Origin of the sequence: Peribacillus sp. Aquil_B1 (assembly GCF_022603275.1) — a bacterium.
In the GTDB taxonomy this organism is placed as follows: domain Bacteria; phylum Bacillota; class Bacilli; order Bacillales; family DSM-1321; genus Peribacillus.
Map to the genome: position 1 here is coordinate 25600 of NZ_JAKXEE010000008.1, position 26259 is coordinate 51858.

Consider the following 26259-nt stretch of genomic DNA (forward strand, 5'->3'; position numbering starts at 1 on the left):
TGAATTATTCACTCTCCATTTCATTCAAGGAATCTTTATTTCCTGCCAAAGCGCCGATAACGGCACCGCGAAGAAGAATTCCTTTAATTCTGTTCTGATCATCGATGACTGAGATTGGCAAGCTTGAAGTCGCCATCACATCCATGAGGTTTCCAAGTAATTCATCCTCTTTTACAGTCGGGATATCGGTTGACATCACTTCTGAGATCGATTGGTTATTGCTCATTGCCTGACGAGCCTGTTCAGCAGTCACGGCGCCCAATAACTTCTGCTTTCTATCCACAACAAAAATGCTGGAATACCCTTGTTTACGCATGATTTCCAAGGCAACCCTCGGGCCTCTGTCCACCGCGATCTTCTCTGGGCGTATCATCACATGAGACGCTGTCAATACTTTTGATAGATCAACATCTTCTACAAACTTCTCGACGAATTCATTGGCTGGATTCATCATGATTTGTTCAGGGGTCCCCAATTGAATGACACTTCCATCCTTCATGAGGGCAATTCTATCCCCGATTCTTAATGCTTCATCAAGATCATGGGTAATGAAAATGATCGTTTTTTTGTACTGATCCTGGATTTGAATCAGTTCATCCTGCATATCCTTACGAATCAATGGATCAAGTGCACTGAAGGCTTCATCCATCAGTAGGATATCCGTATCACTGGCGAGTGCCCGGGCTAAACCAACCCTTTGCTGCATACCGCCGCTAAGCTGTGATGGCATCTGATTTTCGTAGCCTTTCAATCCAACGGCTTCAAGAGCCCTCATCGCATTTTCATGACGCTTTGCTGGATCCATTTTTTTAATTTCGAGCCCAAATTCAGCGTTTTCAAGTATCGTTTTATGCGGAAATAAAGCAAAGTTCTGAAAGACCATGCTTATTTTCTTTTGTCTGACTTCCCTTAACCGGGCCGCGTTCATCTTCACGATATCTTCATCATCAATTAGGATTTCACCCAAAGTGGGATCGATCAAACGATTGAACATGCGGATCAAAGTGGATTTCCCGCTTCCTGATAAGCCCATGATGACAAAAATTTCGCCGGGATAAATCTCGAAATTAACATTATTCACTCCGACCGTTTGTCCCGTTTCTTTTAGGATTTCTTTTTTCGTTTTGCCTTGCTTCAATAAGTCTGTTGCTGCTTTTGGAGATTTGCCAAAAATTTTCGAGACATTTCTGACTTCTACATTCGGCTTCATCAAGTCACCTCATTCTAATAGTTGCCCATATGATATTCAGTTTTGCTGAATTCCCCCGTTTTATGCGAGTGATGATTATTAATGCACAAGTACCTTGAAATAACCGAAATTCTACCCTAATGCTTTTTCTTCAAAAAAAGCGGAAGTGACACTTGTTCAGTGCACAGGGCGTAGGTGCATAGAAAAATAATCTATAATTTATTATTCCCAAGAAGTACTTCTTTACTTGGATTATATTATGTGTGATAAATTGAGCATTTCAAGTAGGAAAAAAAAGAGGTGCAATCACAACTGAGGAAACAAGCAGGCACAACATATACCAACTGTAATATAAACGATTTCCACTTAGAGTTTTGTCCAGATGGACTTACGACTACCCTCTAATGTATTTCATTTCCTTAACCAGGTGGAATGATACTTGCAGTGCAGTATAACACCAAAACGCATAGAAATATGATCATGGGATTCCCAATGTGTCTAATTTGAGCTTTGCAGGGAAAAGAAGTGCAATACTACTGAGGAAACTAACAGGCACAGCATATACCAACTGAAATATAATGGTTTTTTATTTTAGGGAATTGTTCAGTCCCAGCACACGGAATGAACCGCTATCCCTAAAGCACTTCATTACCTTAACAAAGAATGAATATAAATTCAAATGATGTGGGGCGGAATTATTGTGTATATACGTTAAGATGGTGCACCATCTGAAAGTGGCACCAACCTTCTATAAACATTGATTTATCAGTGGTTAAAGCAATAACCGGGACATCGAAACATTTTTTCAGACACACGATTTATCATTTTTTTAAAATGGGAAATAATCTTACAATCGAATACTCTTCGAGGACAAAACAAGAAGTACAAAAAAACGATAGATGGCTACTTAGTTAGTCAATTGCCTTCTTTCCATTCCATTCATACAAGTTTTCAATACTGAAACACTAAAAGGGGAAGTAATTTTGCATGGCGGAGAAGAGGAACAACAGATTAATCAGTTAGCCGTTGGCTTCATGCCAGCATAATAAGAACGGTTCTCGCAGCGTAAATCAACAGTTGCTGCACTTCCCCTAACTTAGCCATAAACTTCTTTGTTTCATTTCTCCTTTAATTTGCTTTGTCTGTTATGGTAATTTCACTTTCAATTGAACCCCTATCAACTTATACGAATATATATATATAAACCCCAAAGTTCCATTACCTTCCATTTTTCTAATATTGTCCTCTTGAATATTATGTGTTCCTAATCTGCCCCTTTAGATTTAAAAAACTATTAATCTTTATCTTTTTACAATCTGATAAACCAAAAAAATATTATCCACGGAAGAATGAGTCCATTCAATTATATTGGTATGTGCATATTATGAGCTTACACCAATTGGTAAATCGTTCTTTCTAAGAATTGGAATAATGGTGAGCGATAAATAATGATTACACTCATACCTGTATACTCGGTTTGTATACAAGCCTACGTAATTCCCATCAAAAAAATCGTAAGTTTCTGATTTCCCAAGTAAACATGCATTCATACAAAAATAAATGATTTCTGTTTGTATAAAACTTTTTAAGAAAAGCTAAAAATCACGCTCCTTATTTTAAGGAATGGTGAGCGTAACTTGTAATTCAGCGGTCTTACCACAGGAGGATTGATGAAGATGTATCCATTAAAAAGAGAAAAAATAGAATCGAACTCTTTTTTTGAAATAGACAAAAGCTTTACTCCCATCCCTTTTACTTGTAAATCATGTGGGGAAACCTATGATGAATCTCTTATGAAAATAGAATTGAATGTATGTCCGAAATGCCAATATCACTACCCCGTTACAGCTTATGACCGCATTTCAATGCTTACAGATAGTAGTTCTTTTTCGGAATTCAATAAAAGTTTAATTTCCGTTGACCCGTTGAACTTCCCTGAATATAAAGATAAATTAATTTCTGATAAGAATAAGACTGCATTAAATGATGCGGTCATTACTGGGGAAGCTTCCATAGGCGGCTATCCGGTTGTGCTAGGTGTCATGGATTCTCGTTTCCGTATGGGAAGCATGGGATCAGCAGTCGGTGAAAAAATCACAAGAGCCATTGAGGAATCATTAAAAACACGAAAACCATTTATATTGTTTTCAGCAAGCGGCGGAGCTCGCATGCAAGAAGGAATTCTTAGTCTCATGCAGATGGCAAAAACAAGTGTTGCTTTAGAACAACTACACTATGAAAAAATTCTTTTCGTATCCGTTTTAACCAATCCTACAACGGGTGGAGTTTCTGCTAGTTTCGCTTCATTAGGTGATATCAATATTGCCGAACCGCAAGCTTTAATTGGCTTTGCAGGAAGACGCATAATTGAACAGACAATAAGAGAAGAACTTCCAGAGAATTTTCAAACCTCTGAATTTTTATTGGAACATGGGCAATTGGATATGGTTGTAAATAGGAATGAATTAAAACAATCATTAACAACCATTTTAAAAATCCATCATCTCAATTTCAAGGAGTGCTTTAAACGATGAATTTGCAAGAATTAAAACAACTGGAAAATCAAATTGCTGAACTGAAAGAGGTGTCCGCAAAGCATAATCTTGACCTTAACGAAGTATTAAAAAATCTTGAGCAAAAAGTCAATGAAATCAAAATTCATCTTAATGAGAATATGGAAGTTTGGGATAAAATTCAACTATCCAGAATTCAACAACGTCCAACTACTTTAGATTATATCCACCACATTTTTGAAGACTTTATTGAACTTCATGGTGACAGACTTTATGGGGAAGACCCTGCATTAGTTTCTGGAATCGCTACCTTCGAAGGAATGCCTATAACTGTTTTAGGAAATCAAAAAGGTCAAAATACAAAAGACAATATCTATCGTCGTTTTGGCATGTCGCAACCTGAAGGTTACAGAAAAGCCTTAAGAATAATGCAACAAGCCAATAAGTTCAATCGCCCCATCGTAACATTTATTAACACGCCAGGAGCCTTCCCAGGACGTGAAGCCGAAGAACGTGGACAATCTCAAGCCATCGCCCACAATCTTCGTGAAATGGCTAGTTTTGGAGTACCGATCATCTGCTTTGTAGTTGGTGAAGGTGGGAGTGGTGGTGCGTTGGCTCTAGGGATTGGCAATCGAATCTACATGCTAGAAAACACATTTTATTCGGTTATTTCACCTGAAGGAGCAGCAGCAGTGTTATGGAAGGATGCCACACAAGCAAAACGGGCAGCTGAAGTATTGAAAATTACGGCTAAGGACTTGATGAAACTAGGGGTGATTGATGAGGTCATCAAAGAACCTGTTGGAGGAGCACATATGGACATCCCACTTCAATCGCAATTTATCAAAGAAACATTACGCAAAGCATTACAAGAACTTGGTCAATTAGATAAAGGCATCCTACGCCAACAGCGTTTTGATAAGTTTCGCAAAATTGGTGAGTATATGGAAAAAAGGACATGTAATTAAGTAGATGATCAATTATTTTCCAACATGTTCATAGATCATTTCATATAGACGATAGACTTAACAATACCTTCAGATATTTTGTAAGACACAATGTCTTTCCTCCCCAATTACCCGAATTATTATATATCCTTTTGTTACATGATTCATGGTCATGCCAAGTAACCCTCCAACCCCTTTTGGAAGGGCTTATCTCTGTTTGACAAAACCGTTTATTAATCGATATCAAGGTAAGTCTCTTTCCTATTAAACAAACCATAAATTCAATGAACCTCTCCAACTTTATCGAACGGCTTCACGATTTCATTCTTCTGTATATGTTTTAAATGTTTGTCCCTTTTCCGCCATAAAAAAATCCCCTCCAGGTAGATTATCAAGGACATCTTGTCACTCTACTTGCAGGGGGATAATGGGATAATACCAATTCTTTAAAAAGGAATATCCCTAAAATGAAATTGATATAGTGCGTATGGATTCAATCATCTCCAACTTCGGCTTAATCAACTGGAACCGATGATCATTTTCTCATCACTTCAAATATTGTTTGTTTTATTTCTTGGCGGTAAGATACTCATTTAAAGGCTGCTAACGCTCTTAACAAAGAAAGTTGCATATTTTAATAATTAATCCAAATAAATGATTAAAAGAAGTCTTATGTCTATTTGGCATTCCTATGTTCATCAAAATCAATCTGGCATTCCTCTAGCGGAACTACTTTTGTTTTCTTAATGAACTTATAACCAAGCCACATTATCAAAAAGAATGGGATGCCAAGATAGGCAGCGATCACACTTGCCCAGTTAATGTCATCGCCAATGAAAGCCTGATAGTTTTGCGCCAATAAAACGAAAAAACAGAGAGCAAAGGAAAATATCGGTCCGAAAGGAAACCATTTTGATTTATAGGGAAGATCGTTCAGTGAATACCCTTGAGCGATATAAGCTTTTCTAAACCGGTAATGGCTTGCCGCTATACCGAGCCAAAATATAAATCCAGTGACTCCAACCGCATTCATAAGCCAAATATAAATAACTCCATCACCGAAAATGGAAGCAAAAAAGGCCAGCATCCCTACAAGTGAAGTGACAACCAGTCCCCAAATGGGAACGCCGCGCTTGTTAAGCTTCCCGAAAATACGCGGTGCCAGCCCATCTTTTGCCATCGAGTACAACATTCGGCTTGTCACGTAAAGACTAGAATTACCAGCGGATAATACGGCTGTCAAAATGATGGCATTCATCACGGAAGCGGCAAATGCCAGTCCCACTTTTTCAAACACCATCGTAAATGGACTAACCATGATCGTGTGCCCCTGCAGATTGCCATTCGTATAAGGAACGATCAATCCAATAACAAGTATCGCCAGGATGTAAAAGAGGAAGATTCTCCAAAAAATACTGCGAACTGCACGAGGTACATTTTTTGCCGGGTCTTCACTTTCACCGGCTGCAACACCGACTATTTCTGTACCTTGAAAAGAAAATCCAGCAGCAATGAAAATACCCAATGTTGCCAAAAAACCACCGGCAAACGGAGCGTCACCAACTGTGAAGTTTTTAAAACCAACCGCCTCACCGTTCATGATCCCGAATATCATCAATATTCCGACAACGATAAAAATGATGATGGTTGCCACTTTAATGAGGGAAAACCAATACTCCCCTTCGCCATACCCTTTAACGGATACGTAATTCAATAAGAATATCAAGACTAAAAACAAAGAACTCCATAAAAAAGACGAGCTGTCAGGAAACCAAAACTTCATGACCATCGTTGCGGCAGATAGTTCCGCGGCAAGCGTCATCGCCCAAGTGAACCAATAGTTCCAACCAAGCGCAAAACCTAATGCCGGGTCGATGAAACGCGTAGCATAGGTACTGAAAGCTCCGCTGACTGGCATGAATGATGCCAGTTCCCCTAGGCTTGTCATAATAAAATAAACCATTATACCAATTACGGCGTAAGCGACCAAAGCACCGCCAGGCCCTGCAGAGTGGATGGCCGGCCCGCTTCCGAGAAACAGCCCAGTCCCGATTGCCCCTCCTAGCGATATCATCGTAAGGTGGCGCGCTTTCAGCTTCCTTTGTAAAGTATTTGACGGCTGGTTTTTTTCATTTATGACAGGTGGTTGCAATTGCCGATTTTCCAAATTAGATTCCCCTCCAAAAATGCATTTTTAATCTAGCACGAATAGGTAAAGTCGATCATTCCAGCAATGGTCATTTCCTGCATTTATTGCTATTTCAAGGTCATTTTCTCTAATGCTGAGACCTTTTTGGATTTCTGGGATCTATGTAGCATTTATATAACGATGTTAGGCTTAAAACCCAGTTCAAAGGGCGATAAGCCTAACGTTCATTCGGATATTCCGCACTTCCTATTATGTTGTAGGTAAACTCCTATTAATAAATGAATTCCAATCGATTTGATGTAACCAGCTTGCCGTTGCCTCAATATCTTTTGAAAAGATACGATCTTGTGTAATGCTTGGAATGAGCTTTCTTGCTTCCGTATAAAACTCTTTTGTAAACGGAGCCATCTTTTCTGTTCCGCGGTATTCCACCGCCTGTAGGGCACAAATGAGCTCAATCGCCAAAACGCGGCGTACGTTCTGAATGATTTGATGTGCGTGCCGGGACCCAATCGTTCCCATGCTTACATGATCTTCCTGGTTCGCTGAAGATGGAATGGAATCAACACTTGCAGGATGTGCGAGTGTTTTATTCTCAGAAACTAGTGAAGCTGCACAATATTGCATGATCATCGCTCCCGACTGCAAGCCAGGTGACGGACTTAAGAATGGCGGTAAATCATTCAGCTGAGGATTGACGAGTCGCTCAATGCGGCGCTCTGAAATGTTCGCAAGCTCGGCAACAGCGATTTTCATGAAGTCCATCGCAAATGCAATCGGCTGGCCATGGAAGTTCCCCCCTGAAATAACCTTTTCCCCATCGTCAAAAATAAGCGGATTATCCGTCGCAGCATTCATTTCGATTTCCAGTTTTTCTTTTACATAATCAAGTGTTTGCCATGATGCCCCATGCACTTGAGGGATGCAGCGGAGCGAATAGGCATCCTGTACCCGCAGTTCTCCTTGCTTGGTGATGAGCTGGCTGCCGCTGATCATGCGGCGAATCCGTTCCGCGACCTCTGTTTGCTGGCGATAGCCTCGTGCCAGATGAACGTCCGCATCAAAGGCATCTTCTATGCCGCGTAATCCCTCTAACGTCAGTGAAGCGATCGCTTCAGTTTGATGGGCCAGCTGTTCGGCTTCAATGTAATTGACGAGGCCCATCCCCGTCATGGCCTGTGTTCCGTTAATTAATGCAAGACCTTCTTTTGCTTTAAGTGTCAGAGGAAGAATGCCTTCTTTCGATAAAGCTACGATGGCCTCCATTCGCTCTCCTTTATAAAACACTTCCCCTTCTCCCATTAATACTAGCGCCAAATGGGAAAGCGGCGCCAAGTCCCCGCTTGCTCCAAGAGAACCTTGCTGAGGGATGACCGGATGGATATGTGCATTCAAAAGATCGATCAAACGTTCAATGACGACAGGACGTACGCCGGAAAACCCTTTTAATAGCGCATTGGCACGGAGAAGGACCATAGCTCTCGAAACGACTTCAGGAAACGGCTCCCCGACTCCGCACGCATGGGAATGAATCAAATTCCACTGTAGCTGCTCTGCATCCTCTGCATCAATCAATACATCGCTGAATTTTCCAAAACCTGTTGTGATGCCATAGATGACTTTCTTTTGCTTCACGATATTTTCAACCGCTTCCCGGCTCTTTTCCACTTTCTTGACACTCTCGGCAGAAGCCGTGACAAATGCCTCCCCATACAACACTTTTTTCGCTTCTTCAATCGTTAAAGTTTGGCCCGTTAACATAATCATTTCCTGCACCCCTATTCTTTTTTTAAACAAACAAAAGGAGGCCGTATTGACAGACTTATCCAGTCTTTCAATACAGCCCCCTATTTCACTAAATAACTATAGGCTTTTAATTATTTAAATGTGGTTAATTCCCAAGCCAACGGCTTCATGTTCAAATCCCCGAACCGGTGCTCCAATCGTTCCATACACGGCTACAGCAATCCATTCACCTTCGTCCCCGTTTTTAAACGGCCTGCCCCGAACGATGGCAAACCGAAGGCCCGCAGTCCTCAAAAGACCGCCAAGCTCGACTTGGCCGCGTGTCACTCCTTGGAGTGCTTCGATGATCGCATGATACAGTGCATGCATTTCACGATACTTATCGGGATTGACTAATCCAAGTCTTTTCGCTGATGTCTCAATGGCCGCAACTATTTTCTGCAGCTCCATTGAACCGACTTTACCTTTTCCATAAAGCCAATCCATCCGCTTAAGGTCATTCGTCAATATGACTTCTTCCTCTTCGTTCGCAAACGCGTACATGATTGCATGGCGCCCGATTCTTCTGTCGAATTCCTTTGTCATGCAGGTACCTCTTTTACAATTTTCTAAATACACTAATAACTAAATATCATTGTAAGCGGATACAAGCCATTCGGTCAATATATTTTTAAAAATAGTTCTTTTAGGGGATGATTCATCACTCCTGAGATCAGCTTTCTGTCCGTACAGTTCTCATCAATATTCATTAAAAACCCAAAAAGCCCATCCTCATAAAATGGGCTTTTTTCTGAAGCTTTTCTGTACTTCTTCAAATATTTTTCACGAGTAAATAGATAAAATACGGCGCTCCTAAAATCGAAACGATAATCCCCACTGGCAATTCCATCGGGGCCATGATGACCCTACCTAAAGTATCGGCAGATAACAGCAATAAGGAACCTAGGATTGCAGTCAGTGGCAGTAGTTTTGCATGTCTCGCCCCCACTAGTCTCCTGGCTATATGCGGGGCAATCAGGCCTAAAAACGTAATGCCTCCGCCAACCGAAACGCATACACCTGCCAAAGCGACCGAAATCAGCAATAAAAGCCTGCGTTCCTTTTCTATCTGGACACCAACTCCAATGGCAATCGAGTCACCCAAGCGCAAAACATCCAATACTTTGGATTTATAAATCGCTAAAGGAATCAATACGACCAACCACGGTAATAACGCCCATACAAAAGTCCAATTCGTCCCCCAGATCGTCCCGGATAACCAGATTAATGCCTTCATGAAATTGTTCGGTTCCATTTTCATCTGGAAGATGACCAGACCTGCACCGAAAGCAGCATTAATTCCTATGCCTACCAATAATAGTCTCGCAGGCGTCACCTGCCCTTTTTTCCAAGATAGTGCATAAATTAAAAAAGCGGCAAGGAATGAACCCACTAAAGCAGTGAAAGGCATGATGAATACCGATGACCATCCCTTGAAAAATGCAGTGCCTTGGAAGAAGAACATATATAGTACAACTGTGAAACCTGCTCCTGCGTTGATGCCAAGGATCCCAGGGTCAGCTAGGGGATTTTGTGAGATGCCTTGCAAAATGGCCCCTGATATGGCGATTCCCATTCCAACGAGAATAGCTAAAACGATTCTTGGTAAACGAAATTCCAAAATCGTCAATTCGTTTTGAGCAGTGCCATTTCCCAATATTGTCGTTATGACGTCAATCAACGGAATCTTAATGTAGCCTGCATTAATGCTAATGAAAAAGACTATGACGGTTAAAACGCCAGTTAATAAAAGCAGCTTCTTAAACATTCCCTCTTTTGGATCTGAATGCTTGGGCATCATAATCCCCTCCCTTCCTTACGTGCTAAATAAAGGAAAAAGGGGACGCCGATGATGGCCGTTATGGCTCCGACAGGCGTCTCGAATGGGGCATTCACCATACGCCCGACGATATCAGCCACAATCAATAGCACGCCACCCAAAATTGCAGAACATGGAATGATCAGCCGATAATCATTCCCTACCAAAAACCTTGTAATGTGGGGAATGACCAAGCCAATGAAACCTATCATTCCCGCTATCGATACCGCAGCTCCCGTCAGCAGCAATACCACAATCGTTCCGATTAGTTTCACTATGCCTGTATTCTGACCAAGACCTTTTGCCACTTCTTCACCTAGGCTGAGAATGGAAATAGAACGGGAAAGGGCTATGGCTAACAATAGCCCTGCCAATATAAATGGAAGCGTAAATAAAACATGCTGCGGCTGCACACTTGAAACACCTCCAGCAAACCAATAGCTTATATCCTTTGAAATATTGAATTTAATCCCGACAGCCGTCGAAAGTGAGCTTAGCAAGGATGTAATGGCCGAGCCGGCCAACGCCAGCTTTACTGGTGTAATGCCGCCTCTGGAAAACGATGTAATCCCGAAAACTAATGCAGCTCCTAACCCTGCCCCCACAAATGAGAACATCATCAAACCTAGGTAAGTAACACCTGGCATAGCCACGAGAGCAATTGCAATTAAAAATGAAGACCCCGCCGTTACACCCATTATCGAAGGTGATGCCAATGGATTTCTTGTCATTCCCTGCATGATCGCTCCTGAAACAGCTAAAGCAGCTCCTACACATATTGCGGCGACCGCACGCGGAAACCTTAATTGCCGAATGATCGTATGAGCCGGATTATCTTCATCGAAATGAAATAATGCGTTATAAACATCACGATAGCTCAAATCGGCAGCCCCAAAGTTAATCGAAGCCACGACCGAAATGAGCAATAACCCAATACCTACTATCATTAGTATCAAACTTACTAATCTATTTTTATATGTATTTAGCGGTATCTTATTTATTTCCGTTTTTGAATTCATCTTAACAACTACTCTCTCCAAAGTGAAAATGCAAAAATAACGATTGACAATGAGTGGTTTCTATATTTAAATTAATTGAAATCGATAATCATTATCATCCACGGTATATTCTATCATATCCTTAGGAGGATTCAAATGTATAAAGTTATGAGCACGAAAAAAATGTTGCAGGCGATGGGCGCTGGATTATTAGCACTTTCATTAGCTGCCTGCGGTGACCAAGAAGCAACGGAAAGTCAATCTTCGACAACTAAAACAGATCAAACCTCAGCTAAAGACCAACAAGGAGAAGCCAAAACAAGAACCTTAACGGATGCAATGGGGAATAAGGTAGTTGTCCCAGCCAATCCGAAACGTGTCATCGCTACATATCTTGAAGATAATCTTGTCACTCTCGGGATAAAGCCTGTCGCTCAATGGAGTGTGAAAGATGGGGCAAGTATACAGGGGTATTTACAAGACGAACTTGACGGAATCCCTACCATTCCACATGACCTTCCATTTGAAGCTGTTCAAAAAACGGAACCTGACTTAATCATCATGGACTCTGCCAGCATGGTTGAAGGCGGTAAGTATGAGCAATATAATAAAATCGCACCTACATATGTAATCGGTACCGAGGTAAACAATGACTGGCGTGATGAGCTTAAGCGCGTTGGAGAAGTATTTGGCAAAGAAGAAGCCGCTAAGGAAGCTTTAGAAAAGTATGATGCTAAAGCTGCAAAAGCAAAAGAAACGCTAAAAAAAGAAACGGATAATCCTTCTGTGGCAGCTATTTGGCTAGTAGGCGGAAAATTCTTCGTTGTAAGTGAAACACTTTCCAGCGGAGCTGTAATGTACGAAGATTTAGGCTTGAAAGTTCCCGCTGTGGTAAAAGAAATATCCGCTAGTGCAACAGGGAACTGGAGTGCCATTTCATTAGAGAAGTTAGTGGAATTGGATGCCGATCACCTTTTCTTGATCAATAGTGATGATTCAACTGGCTCTAAAGCCTTGAATGAGTCTTTGTGGAAAAGTATACCAGCTGTAAAGGCTGGAAATGTTCATGAGTTTTCTGCTGATGAAAGCTGGTTATACACTGGAGCAATCGCTAATGAACAAATCATTGATAATGTTTTAAAAAGTTTAGTGAAATAATAATAAAGGCTATCACAGGCAGTGATGGCCTTTGTCTGTTTCCCCATAGGGGACCTATATGAATCATGTTTGATGAAATCAAGGAAAAATGAGGATATATCATGTCTACTGTTATCAAGCGTTTCTTAAATTATTATAAACCTTATAAAAGACTATTCATTATTGATTTTTCATGTGCAGTTTTAATTGCTGTTTTAGAGTTAATCTTTCCCCTTGCAGTGAACCGAATAATAGACGATCTATTACCAACCAGCAATTGGAAATACATAATAATAGCATGTGTAGCGCTTCTTGCCATCTACTTATTGAGTACTCTATTAAACTTCATCGTTTCTTACTACGGGCATAAACTTGGTATAAACATCGAAACGGACCTTAGGGAAAATCTATTCTCCAAACTGCAAAAGCAATCCTTTAAGTTTTTTGACAATAACAAAACAGGGCATTTAGTATCCAGGATGACGAATGATTTAATGGATATCGGGGAAATCGCACACCATGGTCCAGAGGATTTATTCATAGCGTTCATGACCATTTTTGGGGCCTTCTTCGTCATGTTCCAAATTAATTGGCAATTAGCCATTATCGTATTTACGGTTGTTCCCTTTTTAATCGTCTTATCCGTCTATTTCAGCCGTAAAATGACAAGGGCTTTCAAAAGGATGTTTGGTGATATCGCGAATTATAATGCTCGTATCGAAAATAATATCAGCGGCATCCGCGTTGTCCAATCCTTTACTAAAGAGGCTCATGAAATTCAGCTATTCAATCGCAGCAACTCGGAATTTCGCCTGACAAAGCTCCTTGCTTATAAAATCATGGCGTGGAGTACGTCGATGAACTTCATTCTCATGAAATTGGTCGCCTTAACCGTGCTGGGCTGCGGGGCTTGGTATGTCATACATGGAAAAATGACCTATGGGGAGTTCGTGGCATTCATTATGCTTTCGAATATATTCATAGCACCAATCAAACAAATCAGCTCGATTTTGGAAACCTTGCCCAAGGGTTATGCAGGGTTTAAAAGATACCTGGAATTGGTTGATATGTTCCCGGATATCCATGATGTCAAGGACGCAATCGAAGTTGATTCCGTAAAAGGTGATGTAGTTTTCGAGAATGTTTCTTTTGGCTATGAAGCGGACAGAACGATACTAAAAGATATCTCTTTTTCAGTAACCGCAGGTAACACGATAGCATTGGTAGGTGCTTCAGGTGGTGGTAAAACAACATTATGCAGCTTGCTGCCCCGCTTCTACGATATCCAGTCAGGCAGTATTAAAATTGATGGCATTGATATCAGGGACTACAAATTGACTTCATTAAGAAAACATATCGGTATCGTACAACAAGATGTTTTTTTATTTGATGGAACGATTAGGGATAACATCATGTACGGCAATACTGAGGCAACCGAAGCCCAATTGAACCAAGCCATCGAAGATGCTCAATTGAATGACTTGATCGAACAATTGCCCGAAGGCTTGGAAACGTTGATTGGAGAACGCGGAGTGAAATTATCGGGAGGGCAAAAACAGCGTGTCTCGATCGCCCGTATATTCCTGAAGAACCCACCGATATTAATCCTTGATGAAGCGACTTCCGCTCTAGACACCGAGACAGAAAAAGCAGTTCAGAAAGCTTTGGAGCGCCTCTCGATAAATCGGACTACACTTGTCATTGCACATAGATTAGCGACAATCAAACATGCCGATCGCATCATCGTTGTACAAAACGGAGAAATCATCGAACAAGGTGCCCATGATAATTTACTCCATCAAGACGGAGCATATAAAAATCTGATCCTTGCCCAAACTGTATAGAATAAAGCTTGGCTAAAGAAATCCATAAACGAGAAAAAAGGCCTCCCAACATTATTGGGAGGCCTTTAACTTTATGTTATATTCATTGATTCGTTTCCAATGCTTCATAAATTGCAGTTACAACACTTCCATAGCTTCCTGTTTTGAAGAGGTCGCCAAAAAACTGATTGGAATTGGCTACAGGGTTAACGAGCGGTGAGTGCTTTTTATTTGTTAGTAACACAATCCCTAAATCCATTTCCGGATCAATGATCGTGACCGTCCCGGTCCAGCCAGTATGACCGTAGGCACTGTCGCTCGCATAAGGGCTGAACATCCATTCCATGCTGGCATCGCCATTTCGTCTCCACCCAAGTCCATATGTAGGATTCATCTTGGAAGGTGCGACGAATTCATCGATGGTTTCTAGATCAAACAAAGTATGTTTACCGTATCCCCCGCCATTCAGCATCACCTGCAGAAGGACAGCCATATCTTCCGTATTGGAGAAAAGTCCGGCATGCCCTGAAACGCCTCCCATCGAATAAAAGGCTTTTTCATCATGCACTTCCCCTTGAAGTGTGTATGTGCGAATGTTAGGGAAGTCTATCACGCCATCCCGGGTGTTGCCAAGCAATTCAGTTGCGGCAAAATCCTTTGGCTTAAAGCCCTTTTGAAGAGGATTGAACTTTGTATTTTTCAAACCAAGCGGCTTGTACAATTCGTTTTCAACATAGGCATCAAGCTGTTGGCCCGTTATTTCTTCAACAACGGCACCAAGCAGCATATAATCGACATCACTGTAGACATTCTGTGTTCCAGGTACATATGTGAGAGGTGTTTTGGAAATGAACTCGATGGTTTTATCCCGCTCCTGGGAATAAAGTTCTTTCGAAACCTTTGGATTATGGTATTGCGGATCGGGTCTAAACCCTGCTGTATGATGAAGAACATCAATAATCCTCAGATTGTCCTTTCCTTTGATTACATCCTCCTCCGTGTCTTTGAATTCAGGAATGTATTGCTGGACTCTTGCCTCGATATTCAGCTTGCCTTCGCTGACTAGTTTCTGAATGGCAAAATTGGTTGCATACATCTTCGTGTTCGAAGCAAGGTCAAATAACGTGTCATTTTCCATTTTCTGAAATTTCTTAAGAGGTGTATGTTCATCAAACTTCTGTTTGTACCCGTAGCTTTCATTTTTAACGATTTTTCCGTCCTTAATGACAATCAGTGCAGCACCAGGGAAACCGGCTGCCACTTCCGTTTCAATAAGCTGATCCACTTTATCCAGCTTTTCAGACGAAAAGCCCGCTTCTTCCGGTTTTTTTGCTTTCTTTAATATTGGATACTGGCCGGCAGTCTCCTTACTCACAGCGGCTACATGATTTGAATTTTCATTAGCAAAAGACACGGAAGGTGCTAATAAGGAAAGTGCCAGTATTGAACTAAGAGTGCAGCTTGTCCATATATTCATCATTTTCCACCCCTTTGAAATACATTACCGAAAGATAATAATCGGATTCATTCCATCTCTTTTCATATTTAAATTTATAAAAGCGCGCAATTTCCAAAAGCGGATAATATTTACAAATAATTCTTAATTTTCAGTATAGGTTATTTCGTGTTCCATTTCAATTTTATATTGATATTTTTAAAATTATATTTCAAATCGTGAGCATAAGTCATCCTCCGTTCAAAGAAAGGAAAACCGATGTTTATTAAAGCTCACTATAATCAATGAGTCGCTGATATCGACTTATCCTCTACTATATTCAAAATCACCTTCCCGCTAAGCTGATGCGAAGTCTAAATTGATGGCAAATACGGCTAATGGCTTTTAACTTCATTGCATAAGAAACATAGAAGATATTCATACTATTTGAGAAATAAAGGAATTTCAGCTGCTATCTGAGACAAGTATAGGGTGATGAAAATGTGGAAAACGATTGTTTCCTACCTTCCAGAATGGCAGGTTTTTATACAGGCTTTCATTGTATTTGTTATTCCGTATCTAATCAGCAAATTGTTTAATTTGCTTCGCACCTCAAAGGATGAGTGATGATGATGAAAGAGTGGATATCAAAGATTGGTAAAAAAGGAAATAGTAACAAAAAAGACAAACAAGAAGCATATACTTCCCAAAATCCAACAAATCAGTTTACAGATAATCTTAATTTTAATCTTGAATGTGTTAAGCAAGAAATTGGCCATAATTGGGATGTGCATTTTCGGGAATTTAATCTAGGGCGAACCGGTATACGATCAGTTATCATTTTTGTGGATGGACTATCGGATAAAGATCTCATTGATAAGCATATTATGTCATCATTGATGCTTGATTTTTCAGCAGAATATAAACAGAACCTTCCCTTCCTCAAAGGAAGCATTTCAAAAGAATTCATAAAAAATGAAGTGTTATCCATTAGTGAAATAGAAGCTATCCGTTCCATTAAAGAGTTAGCATCTAAAGTACTAACAGGTTCTACCGCCCTTTTAATTGATGGATCATTGGATGCGCTGATCCTTGGAACTGCAAAACATAAAACAAGAACGATTGAAGAGCCGGTATCAGAGGCATTAGTCAGAGGTCCACGTGTCGGTTTCACTGAATCATTGAGTGATAATACATCTTTTTTAAGGTGCAGTGGTGAAATTGAGAATTTATCGTTAGTAAAATTCCAAGTAGGAAAGCTTTCAAAAAAGGATTTGGTTGTCGCTTACATAAAAGATATTGTTGATCCCGAGTTAGTTCAAGAGGTGGAAAATCGAATTAAGAAAATCGATATGGATAGTGTGCCGGAATCAGGTTATGTAGAGCAGCTTATTGAAGATAATTACCTTAGTCCTTTTCCGCAGGTACAGAATACAGAGCGTCCTGATCGCGTGATCGCTGCTTTGATGGAAGGGCGAGTGGCCATCTTGTTAGATGGGACGCCATTCGCTTTGATCGTTCCGGTTACCTTAAGCATGATGTTGCAGTCACCGGAAGATTATTATGAAAGGTGGATTCCAGGCACATTCATCCGTATGCTTCGTTACCTCGCAGCTATTCTGGCCCTTTTTACACCGTCTTTGTATATAGCTTTTATCTCATTTCATTCAGGGTTGATTCCGACCAAGCTGGCCATCTCCATTATCGGAACCAGGTCCGGGGTCCCGTTTCCGGCACTTATTGAAGCATTATTCATGGAAATAGCCATCGAAATTCTGAGGGAAGCAGGACTGCGATTGCCTAAACCAATCGGTCCCGCAATGGGAATTGTCGGCGGTTTAATCATTGGGGAAGCTGCTGTACAGGCAGGGATCGTTAGCCCCGTTCTGGTCATTGTAGTAGCGTTAACAGCCATTTCATCCTTTTCCATTCCGCAATATAGTGCAGGGTTTACATTACGGATTCTTCGTTTTCCCGCAATGCTATGTGCTGCCACATTTGGATTATACGGGGTCATTCTCTTTTTTCTTTTAATGACCAGCCATTTAGTGAAATTAAAAAGCTTTGGTGTGCCTTATTTGAGTCCAGCCGTTCCTTATCGCTTAAGTGAGTGGAAAGACCTGATGGTACGCATGCCACTTATGATGATGAAACGCCGTCCAAAGATGATGCATACAAAAAATCCCATACGTAAAGGATAACCTATCGGTGAAAGGGTGGTTATAGAATGATTCTCAATCCGAAAGACAAAATTACAACTCCTCAAGCAGCAGTCATTGTCATCAACTTTATACTCGGCACAGGATTACTCACCCTACCCAGATCATCTACGGAGAAGGTACAAACACCAGATGTATGGATAAGCGTTATTTTAGGCGGAGTTATCACTATAACCGCGGGGCTGATCATGGTCAAATTAAGCCAACAGTTTCCCGAAAAGACCTTCTATCAATACATCAATGAAATTGTAGGAAAATGGCTGGGCGGGCTACTAAGTTTAGTTGTAATATGTTACTTTCTGACAACTTCCAGTTTTCAGCTCCGTGCAATGGCGGAAGTAATAAGGTATTTACTTCTGGAGGGTACGCCTACTTGGGCAATTATTATGATCTTCATGTGGGTAAGTCTTTATCTCATCATCGGCGGCATTAACCCGATCGCCCGTCTTTTTGAAATTATTCTACCTTTGACAGTTATCCTTTTTTTGGTTGTTACCTTTATGAGCTTCAAAATATTTGAAATCGATAATCTCCGTCCGGTATTAGGAGAAGGAATCGTCCCTGTACTTAAAGGAGTAAAAACAACGGCTCTCGCTTTTTCAGGGCCTGAAATTATGCTACTGCTTCTTCCATTTATGAATCAGCCCAAAAAAGCAGTAAAAGCCCTGCTTGTTGGCGTTTCCATTCCATTGATTTTTTACGTGATAACGGTCGTGATGGTTATCGGGGCATTATCTGTTGATGGAGTGGTCCTTAGAACATGGCCGACACTTGATCTTATCCGAAGTTTTGAAATCGCCGGTTTGATCTTTGAACGATTTGAATCTTTATTGCTCGTTGTCTGGATCATGCAAATATTCGCCACATTTACGATCACGTTTTTTGCAGCCGCTTTAGGGCTGGCTCAAATTACGAAAAAAAGCATTCACCCCTTCATGTTTGGTTTGCTTCCGATTCTCTACATCCTTGCCATGATTCCAAAAAATATCAATGACCTATTTAAGCAAGGAGATTTTGTCGGCAATATCGCAATGTTTTTATTTGGTTTACTCCCCCTTCTACTGCTTATCATCTCAAGAATAAAGGGAGGAAAATATGAAACAATCACATAGCAATAGACGCCCCCTCTTCATTTCCCTCTCCGTTCTTTCGTTCTTATCCCTTACAGGATGTTGGAGCAGTCATGAAATTGAAGAGCAAAGTTTAGGTATAGGTTTGGCATTCGATAAAGCCAAGCAGTCCTCCATCGAGAAAAAGTTGAACGAACAAGGGGAGGGTTATTCAAAAAGGAACCTGATTACAGCAACCTATCAATTTATCACTCCACTGGTAGCGAGTTCGACGACGAAACAATCCGGACCACAACAAAAATCTTATGTTAATGTTTCTGAAACTGGAGACTCCTTGCATCAAATGGTTCGTGAATTATCTTTGAGAAGTGAACAACCCGTAACCGCTCACCATATGAAAGTGGTTGTTATCGGTGAAAATCTTGCAAGATCGTATAAGTTGGAACAATTACTTGATCAAAATCTACGAGAAAGTGAGGTTAGGCCAAGCTGCCTTGTGCTCATCAGTAAAGGAAGAGCAAGTAAAACACTGGAAACAAAGAAAGCAGGAGAAATCCCAGCGTTCCGTCTGGCTGGCATTGTAGAAAATGCATATCGAACAACGAGAATTTTGCCCCCCATGTCGCATATTAAAGTAGAAAGCAAGATCAAATCAGGGTCTAGTTTTCTGATGCAAAAAGTTCTATCAGCAGATGGGCAAGTCAAATTTGCCGGAGCTGCCGTAATCGATGGAAAGACACACAAAATGACTGGTACTTTGAATGAGGAAGAACTGGAGGGAGTGACGTGGATAACAGGTAAGGGAAAAGGCGGTGTTGTGAAAAGCTTTGATAAAGAAACCGGTCAGCCGATTGTATATGAAATAGAAACCATGAAAAGCAGGATCATACCACGAGTTAAAGGAAACAGCATATCTTTTGATGTAAACATTGAATCAGTGGGAAGACTGTCTGAAAACTGGGTAGTTTCAGGGAATACTTTTAAAAATGAATTTCTAAAAAAAGCAGAAAAATCATTTGAAAAAGAAGTGAAACGCTTGGTGGGGAATGTTTTAGAAAAAATGCAAAAAGAATACCAAGTGGACGTTGCTGGCTTCGGAAATCGATTGAGAATTGAGCAACCAAAAGTATGGAATCGTGTCAAAAAGGATTGGGACCAAACTTTTAGTGAAGCTTCTATCCATTACGATGTAAAATTAACAATTAATGATTATGGAACAACAGGAGGATCGAAGAAGTGAATCCCAGGATAAACACATAGAGCTTCCAGCATTAAATGTTGGAAATGAAAACTATTTATTTATACGAGCAGCATGAAAAGGCCTCCCATCAGAAAACTGTGGGAGGCATTCAACTTTAAAGTCACTCATGGTCCTACTAAAACCTTAACCCTGCACCAAGCGAGGACATCTTCTATTTATATACCACTCAAATGAACATAGCACCTTTAACTTGATATATTCAATTGAAGCAATCAAAGCCCATACAATTGAATCATCTTTTGCATTCACGATTTTTTTTCATTCAACCTATATGATTAGCTTAATTCCACTTTAGTAGTTTCACTTAAATAATCCCCACTTATAATCGAGTCTTCGTCTGCCACAACATATTCAATAACAGTCGGGCTTATGGTTCGAATATAAACAAAAGCTGAATCGTCTACATGGTCAATTCGAAGCTTTTTCCTCTGTGCCTGTTTAATATCAAGCTGGTTGGTACTAGCTTCCGGCAGGCTTGTGTAATAGATTTCAAAATCTTCTTCTGACGCATCAATGAAGAGATGCCATTTGTTATACTCTTCTTCTTGATCGATCATTGTTTTTAATTTCCCTTTTCTCCCGATGCCAAGAAAATACTTGAACTTTGATTCACCATTCACCATATCGCGGTCAATAACTTTTATACTTCCGCCTTTTCTGCTTTGTACAAGTCCAAAGGCAACGCCTGTTTTTCCTGTAGGAGCGGTTATTATATCCCGGTTAACCACTCTGTTTCTCTCTTCTTGCTTTAAATATGCGCCTTCTGTCCCCAGTGGCGGGAGAATCTCAAAAAGACCACTAGACACTTCTCCCCAGTTTTGGGTGTTCTGCACTTCCCTTTCAATCCATTTATTAAATAGATTCATAACGACCGGGGATTTACTTGAATTACCTGCAAGCAATATATTCACTTTATTAATTTTACTGTGTTCTGACCGGGCAAAAGCGCGCCTTAATGACTCAAAGAAATTTTTAATGCCTTTTTCAATTCTTTCCTCAATCAGTTGTTCCATTTCATCTTGATCGATCAAAAGCTCCACATTGAGTTTAGCGTGGCCACCTTTGTCAAACAAGTCTGCCCGGATCATGCCTTTTCCAATCTGTTCTTCATACCGTTCATGCCTTTCCCAAAGCGGTCTTAATTTTTCTACCAATTGTTTCGTATTTAAATAGGATTCTTGTGACTCATTAATCAGCGTTTCACTTCCGGGAAATTTCACACATTCTGCTGGGAGAGTAAAAGGAATGTTTAGCTCACGCATTGTTCTTTGGTTGTTTTTAAACACTTGGAACGCCAAAAGCTCTAGCATGTTCTCCCCGCCTAAATAACGGTCCCCTCCCGCTGCAAAATGCTCAATGACATAATCGTACCTGCTTTCTTTCAAGCCCGCTTCACGCCAAATCCCAAAATCAAAATCTGTCGTTCCACCACCAAAATCAAATACGCCATAGTACGTTTTCTCATCCTCTTCAGGTTCAAACCCGTATTCCTGTAACGCACAAACGGCATAGGCAGCAGGTTCACTCGCCCCAGCAGTGACACGAAACTTTTTCATTAATTCTTCATCCTGCTGAATTGGCATAGGAATCGTCTTTTTTAACCCACGCTCAAAACACTTTAGAATTTTTTCCCTTACCTCTTTTTCATACGTCACCGGAAAAGATAAGGTGTAGTCCAGGTAAATTCCATTGTTCTGGTTATTGATATACAAACCGAGGTAGTAGGCATATAACTCAATTGGGTTGATTTCCTGATCGGTTAAGTCCAAAAAGGAACGCAGTACAACGTCATATCCCCTCTTGTCTTTCAATCGGAGTTCTTTTCTCTTTTCTCCAGCCCACTGCTTTAGATTATTCAATATGGAATAATAATGGTCACTCTTTCCATTCATCAAGTTGTTAAGAGCATTATGGGAAACCGTCACATCCTGCCACCTTGTATCTGGTCTTCCTTCCTTTTCTTTGTAAAGTTCAAGGAAATGTTCTAAATCGATAAATTCGATCACGGTTGGATTTTCATAATGCCAGTCTTGTACTTCCGTGTTAAGGTAGCCAACCCCAATCCGCATGGGAAGAGTAAAATCACTTTCTTCTTGATGGACGACCACTGTACTTTTCGTTCCAAAATCAATGCCAACTATGCCGTCCTCCTTAATATCCAATTTAGGATTTCTGGCCATTATCTCTTCGTTCAGTGTTATCGTTAAAGGTTTTTCATCAGAGTGGACAGGCCATAAATCCCAATGTCCCCGGTTTGGATCTGTTAACATCTTTTTATCATATGTATCAATATCAGCTCTTACTTTTTCAGAGTTTAAAAGCTTCTCATAAAACGTCTTGGAATCGATAGCGATCGATGGCAATTCTTTTAGAAAACTTTCCTGATCTAAACCCTTTAATTGATACAATGCCAGCAAATAATCATACTCCTTCTGGCGTTCGGCGCTTAATCCACTTGGTACCAATCGGTTTTCCAGCCAGAGATGGAGAGCCATTCGGTCATTGACTTCAAGGGCATTTTCCCCATTCAAACGGAAAACGGGTACGAAAAATCCTTTTCCCAGCAAATTGTTTTTTTGATTTACTACATCGAAGCTTTGAATGTTGTACCCGTTGGTTTTAAACGCTATTGATTTAGAAGAGTTAGCCGTTTGATTGGCAAATATCCTTGAAATGGAAGGATTTTTACTCGCGGAGTAATCATCTAAAGCTAGTATTCTCTTATATACAGGGTGATCGGTTGTATTGAAACTTTTCGCAGCTTCTTCCCGTGTCATGACATCACCTTTAAAACCGGAAACGTCCAGATGCTGTTTGTAGTCAAAATCCTCGTCCATTAACTCATAGTATTTTCTATAAGGAAATAAAGCTGCGATGTTGTGATCATATATAATATTCCCGTTACTCATGTAAACCCATCTGGAACGGAGCATCTTTTTAATGTCTTGAAAGAAGCTCGCTTCATCCTTGAAGAAGGTTTCTTCTGCACTCTGATATAAATGGATGATTAAAGATCTCACTTCTTTATAAGTCATTGAAATGGCAGATACCGGAACGGTTTGGGAATCAGGTGAGCATAGAACCTCTTCTTCGTTCTTATTCATTAAGTATATGGAACTGTCTATGTTGTTTTTTTCTGCTAGGCTTGATACATTCTCAAGCGGCTCTTTATCTACTATCGTTTCTTGTTTTTCAACTTCTTTTAATAATTCTTCTGATATTGCATCACCAGAATCCAAATAACATATCAGATCACCAATCTTGACTATAGTGTCCTCCGCTACATTCAATTCTTTAAGGGTACCTTCTTTTTCTGAAAAGAGATCAAATTCGATGCCCTCACAGCTGAATTTGGCTAAGCTTTCGCCCACCGTAATATAATCGCCTGGCTGTTTATACCAATGCACAAGAAGGATTTTTTCGATGCCTTCTTCAATCTCTGGGATAATAATCGATGTCATTGTATTTCTCCTTTAATATCATTCTCTTTTTTGCCTGCTAGATTCTCGCAACCGATTTTTTAATGGTTTTACCATTAATGCTTATATAACCCGGCAGCAGGATGTCCGTAATGTTCCCTGATATTTTGCTATTGGGGGCCCTTATGTACAAGTCTTCCCTGAAGACCTCATTCATTTTCACTTGCTGTATTCTATATAAAGGTGTATCGTATGTTTTACTGTATTCTTGAAAGAAATACAGAAAAAGGGCGAGTAAAATCTCTCTTTCCTGCTCCCTTCCTTCCATAATCTCGTTTTTAATAAAATCCCACAAAGATGAAATGTTTTCATATTGCACACCACAAACAATGAATTCCTGCACCGACCCGCCCTTGAAAATTCCTTTCAACGAACTTTTAGTGGAATGGGATAATTGTTGTACAGCTTCATAAAGTTCTTCCGCTTCCCGATAGTCAGCTCTTCTCTTTTGCAATTCAGTAAAATAGGCTTCCATCTTCCCATTTAGATGGGTGATCTTTATTTGGTACTCACTAATTTCCTCTTTCTTCGACTCAATCTCTTGTTGGAGTCTTGCTATTTCTTTTTCTTTTTCTCTCAGCAGCTCCTTATATTCCCCCATTTGATTAAACGAGCCCGCTTCTGCTATTGCTTTTATCTTTTCAGTGACCCTTTCGTCTTGAAGGGAAACCATTAATGACTCAATAAAACCATCATCTAATTCTCTATTCATCTTTACACTCCTTTCAAGGCATTTACCAAACCTACTCGCTCTGTATATGTATGAAAAGGTTTTTTTGCCATAGAAAAATCCCCTCCCAGATAGACTGTTAGGAGAATACAACCATAACTTATATTCCAAGAAAGCAGTAGTGAGATTACTTATTTTCAAAAATGCGTATATAACGTATTAATGAAGTATGGATAATATGATGCTTACTATCACTTTTCACAATAAAATACTCACAGTGCTCCATCCTTTTCAAGACTTCTTGTAAAACATCTTCTTTTTTACTGCTCAATCCTTTTTTTATTTTCTCCCACTTAACATCAGCGTCAAGAGTATAACAAACATTGAATTCCTTTAACAGGCTAATCTACCCCTTAAATGCTTTAGTTTCTTTATCTGTTTTCATTGTTAATATCTAATCCACATTCAATAATCAGCAGTATTAAAACATGTAATTTTTCCTCAATCCGATTTCATACGCGCTACTTAATAATATTCGGTATGATCATATTGTTTAAGTGGGTTGAAATAACTAGGGTTAAACAGCCTGCTTACTGGATAAGAAAAGGCCTCCCATCAGTTAACTGTGGGAGGCCTTCAACTTTAAAGACACTTTATGAATCCTTGTTAAACCCTTATATTAACGGATTTAAGCGATGATTACATCCTTCGTCCATTCATCAAAAAAGGACTATATATCATTATTCCGCAAGAGTTCGACTAGATAATTTTAAATCGGTATGATTAAGAAGAGGACAAACGCGAACAAAAAAAGCCTTTCTCGTTTTGAGATGGCCTCTAGTTATGCTGTTTCAGCGCAATCACTTAACTTTTAAATCGCATTGCTAGTTGTTAGTGGGTTCTTGATTGTTCGCATACATGTTTGTCTGGAAGCTTAAACAAATTATCCATAACAGCAGTAACACAATCCTCGCAATAATAATTGACGAAATCTCTACCTTGTTCAAAAGTGGTGTCATCGTATCTATGTCAGCCCATTTAAAACAGTAAATACACATTTGCCTCATGATATATCACTCCTTTTTCAGGCAGAAATAATTGGTAATAATCAAAAGAAGACTATGTGCTACCTGTCGACATCATTCATGAAACGATACTCTTTCTTCGTAAAGAACTCCGACTATTAATAAAGGCACAGCAGAGGAATAAACCGTTATCATTTATATACCACTTAACCTGAGTATTAAACCTCCCCCAAAACATTATTTGTTTCCGTAAAACTTTTCACCAAGATTTTCTCTGTTTTGGTAGAATTTCACCCAGGATTCAAATTTGCGTTTACTCCGTTTCCTGATTGGAAATAACATAATAAATCTTTTAACTATAAACAGAGTAGGAGTGATATTTTTGAAAAGACATTCCAAAAAAATCAAACATAAAGCAAAAACTACTTTGAATAAAATAAAGACTAATATTAAGGAAACATTATTTGATATCGAAGACATTCCAGCAACATCTGTACAGCAATTGGCTGATTTTATACAACATCACCCTGATACAAAAGTCACCAAGAAACAAATGCTTGGAATTACCTATGCCTTCTATAGTTTAGAAACAGAAGGGTTTCATTATTATTTAGAAACCAACAAATCAAAAATATTACAATTGGATGGGTATTATGAGAATAGAAAAATGGTATCTTATCGGTCATATCGGGATTATTCTCAATTAAATAGACCAATTAAAATGCCCAACTAAAATT

At 39.9% G+C, this 26259-nt stretch carries 17 protein-coding genes; 8 read left to right on the forward strand and 9 right to left on the reverse strand.

Translation table 11 applies throughout. The features are described from left to right. Positions 1–4 precede the first annotated feature (4 nt). The gene (locus MPH60_RS26085; RefSeq protein WP_241594504.1) at positions 5–1210 is read right to left on the reverse strand and encodes a quaternary amine ABC transporter ATP-binding protein; all 1206 of its coding nucleotides are present in this window, start codon (positions 1208–1210) and stop codon (positions 5–7) included. Positions 1211–2865: 1655 nt separating this feature from the next. Between MPH60_RS26085 and accD the strand changes: the two genes are divergently transcribed. Next, positions 2866–3723, forward strand: coding sequence for an acetyl-CoA carboxylase, carboxyltransferase subunit beta (gene accD / locus MPH60_RS26090; protein WP_241594503.1), 858 nt, complete (start codon positions 2866–2868; stop codon positions 3721–3723). After that, positions 3720–4673 carry an acetyl-CoA carboxylase carboxyltransferase subunit alpha gene (locus MPH60_RS26095; RefSeq protein ID WP_241594502.1) on the forward strand — a complete coding sequence of 318 codons (954 nt, stop codon included), beginning with the start codon at positions 3720–3722 and terminating at the stop codon, positions 4671–4673. Before accD ends, MPH60_RS26095 begins: the two co-directional genes overlap by 4 nt. Positions 4674–5328: 655 nt before the next feature. Here the strand turns inward: MPH60_RS26095 and MPH60_RS26100 are convergent. From MPH60_RS26100 to MPH60_RS26120, 5 genes are all read right to left on the reverse strand, one after another. After that, positions 5329–6726, reverse strand: a complete 1398-nt coding sequence (locus tag MPH60_RS26100; protein ID WP_241594517.1) for an amino acid permease — start codon at positions 6724–6726, stop codon at positions 5329–5331. A gap of 324 nt (positions 6727–7050) precedes the next feature. Beyond that, positions 7051–8568, reverse strand: a complete 1518-nt coding sequence (gene hutH / locus MPH60_RS26105) for a histidine ammonia-lyase (protein WP_241594501.1) — start codon at positions 8566–8568, stop codon at positions 7051–7053. 114 nt (positions 8569–8682) lie between these two features. Continuing rightward, positions 8683–9132: a hut operon transcriptional regulator HutP gene (gene hutP, locus MPH60_RS26110; RefSeq protein WP_241594500.1), complete on the reverse strand. Its 450-nt coding sequence runs from the start codon at positions 9130–9132 to the stop codon at positions 8683–8685. Between the two features lie 226 nt (positions 9133–9358). Beyond that, positions 9359–10387 carry a FecCD family ABC transporter permease gene (locus MPH60_RS26115; protein WP_241615881.1) on the reverse strand — a complete coding sequence of 343 codons (1029 nt, stop codon included), beginning with the start codon at positions 10385–10387 and terminating at the stop codon, positions 9359–9361. Next, on the reverse strand, positions 10384–11424 hold the full coding sequence (locus MPH60_RS26120; protein WP_405390355.1) for a FecCD family ABC transporter permease: 1041 nt from the start codon (positions 11422–11424) through the stop codon (positions 10384–10386). Before MPH60_RS26120 ends, MPH60_RS26115 begins: the two co-directional genes overlap by 4 nt. 135 nt (positions 11425–11559) lie before the next feature. Between MPH60_RS26120 and MPH60_RS26125 the strand changes: the two genes are divergently transcribed. Next, positions 11560–12561 carry an ABC transporter substrate-binding protein gene (locus MPH60_RS26125; RefSeq protein WP_241593789.1) on the forward strand — a complete coding sequence of 334 codons (1002 nt, stop codon included), beginning with the start codon at positions 11560–11562 and terminating at the stop codon, positions 12559–12561. 101 nt (positions 12562–12662) lie between these two features. Further along, the gene (locus MPH60_RS26130) at positions 12663–14384 is read left to right on the forward strand and encodes an ABC transporter ATP-binding protein (RefSeq protein ID WP_241593788.1); all 1722 of its coding nucleotides are present in this window, start codon (positions 12663–12665) and stop codon (positions 14382–14384) included. 82 nt (positions 14385–14466) lie between these two features. Here MPH60_RS26130 and pbp4b read toward each other — a convergent pair whose 3' ends face one another. Next, positions 14467–15840, reverse strand: a complete 1374-nt coding sequence (gene pbp4b, locus MPH60_RS26135) for a penicillin binding protein PBP4B (RefSeq protein WP_241593791.1) — start codon at positions 15838–15840, stop codon at positions 14467–14469. A gap of 590 nt (positions 15841–16430) precedes the next feature. On the opposite strand from pbp4b, the gene MPH60_RS26140 reads away from it, so the two are divergent. Genes MPH60_RS26140 through MPH60_RS26150 form a run of 3 tightly spaced genes read left to right on the forward strand, consistent with a single transcriptional unit; the run spans position 16431 to position 20327 of the window. Then, on the forward strand, positions 16431–17999 hold the full coding sequence (locus MPH60_RS26140) for a spore germination protein (RefSeq protein ID WP_405390644.1): 1569 nt from the start codon (positions 16431–16433) through the stop codon (positions 17997–17999). Between the two features lie 26 nt (positions 18000–18025). Continuing rightward, on the forward strand, positions 18026–19129 hold the full coding sequence (locus MPH60_RS26145; RefSeq protein ID WP_241593786.1) for a spore germination protein: 1104 nt from the start codon (positions 18026–18028) through the stop codon (positions 19127–19129). Next, positions 19113–20327, forward strand: a complete 1215-nt coding sequence (locus MPH60_RS26150; protein WP_241593785.1) for a Ger(x)C family spore germination protein — start codon at positions 19113–19115, stop codon at positions 20325–20327. The genes MPH60_RS26145 and MPH60_RS26150 overlap by 17 nt, the downstream gene beginning before the upstream one ends. Before the next feature lie 296 nt (positions 20328–20623). On the opposite strand, the gene MPH60_RS26155 is transcribed toward MPH60_RS26150, so the two are convergent. Together MPH60_RS26155 and MPH60_RS26160 are read right to left on the reverse strand one after the other, a co-directional pair. After that, the gene (locus MPH60_RS26155; protein WP_241593784.1) at positions 20624–23809 is read right to left on the reverse strand and encodes a biotin/lipoyl-containing protein; all 3186 of its coding nucleotides are present in this window, start codon (positions 23807–23809) and stop codon (positions 20624–20626) included. A gap of 37 nt (positions 23810–23846) precedes the next feature. Then, the gene (locus tag MPH60_RS26160; RefSeq protein WP_241593783.1) at positions 23847–24539 is read right to left on the reverse strand and encodes a coiled-coil domain-containing protein; all 693 of its coding nucleotides are present in this window, start codon (positions 24537–24539) and stop codon (positions 23847–23849) included. A gap of 1365 nt (positions 24540–25904) precedes the next feature. Between MPH60_RS26160 and MPH60_RS26165 the strand changes: the two genes are divergently transcribed. Then, entirely contained in the window at positions 25905–26255 is a 351-nt protein-coding gene (locus MPH60_RS26165) for a hypothetical protein (protein WP_241593782.1), read from the forward strand. Positions 26256–26259: the final 4 nt, after the last annotated feature.